The sequence below is a fragment of the Arthrobacter sp. CC3 genome (genome assembly GCF_039907775.1).
Taxonomy (GTDB): Bacteria; Actinomycetota; Actinomycetes; order Actinomycetales; family Micrococcaceae; genus Arthrobacter.
The window spans coordinates 1-577 of record NZ_JARCCY010000119.1 but is presented as its reverse complement, the minus strand read 5'-3'; the positions used below and the strand labels follow the sequence as shown (position 1 = coordinate 577).

The 577-nt window shown below is 67.2% G+C and carries 1 protein-coding gene; it reads left to right on the top strand.

Annotated features, from left to right (window positions below):
- Positions 1-65: 65 nt before the first annotated feature.
- Positions 66-577 (top strand): NAD(P)(+) transhydrogenase (Re/Si-specific) subunit beta (locus tag PV761_RS24250; RefSeq protein ID WP_347900059.1); only part of this gene is annotated, 512 nt, incomplete at its 3' end.

Sequence of the window (577 nt, the reverse complement as noted above, 5' to 3'; positions counted from 1 at the left end):
TTCGGCGGGTTCGCTGTCACCCGGCGGATGCTCGCGATGTTCTCCCGCGGTGACAAGGCACGTTCATGAGCGCCGTACCCGAAACCGCAGCAGGAATCCTAACGAGGAGCTTTACCGTGTCCGACACCGTCTCCGGTCCGTTGACCGCCGACTCCATCGCGGGGGCGGCCTACATCGTCGCGGCCCTGCTGTTCATCCTCAGCCTTGCCGGGCTGAGCAAACATGAAAAGGCCCGGGCAGGGGTCATCTACGGCATTGCCGGGATGGTCATCGCCCTGGCGGCCACCGTCTGGCTGACCGTGCAGGGCGCCTGGGGTACCGGTCACGGCCTGACCGGGCTCATCCTGCTCCTGGCCGCGGTACTGGTCGGCGGCGCCATCGGACTCTGGCGCGCCCGTGTGGTGGAGATGACGGGCATGCCCGAACTCATCGCCCTGCTGCACAGCTTCGTTGGCCTCGCCGCGGTACTCGTCGGCTGGAACGGGCACCTCGAAGCCCCCGCGCTGTCCCCGGACCTGATGGCCGTCCACCATGCCGAGGTCTTCATCGGTGTCTTCATCGGCGCGGTGACCTTCAC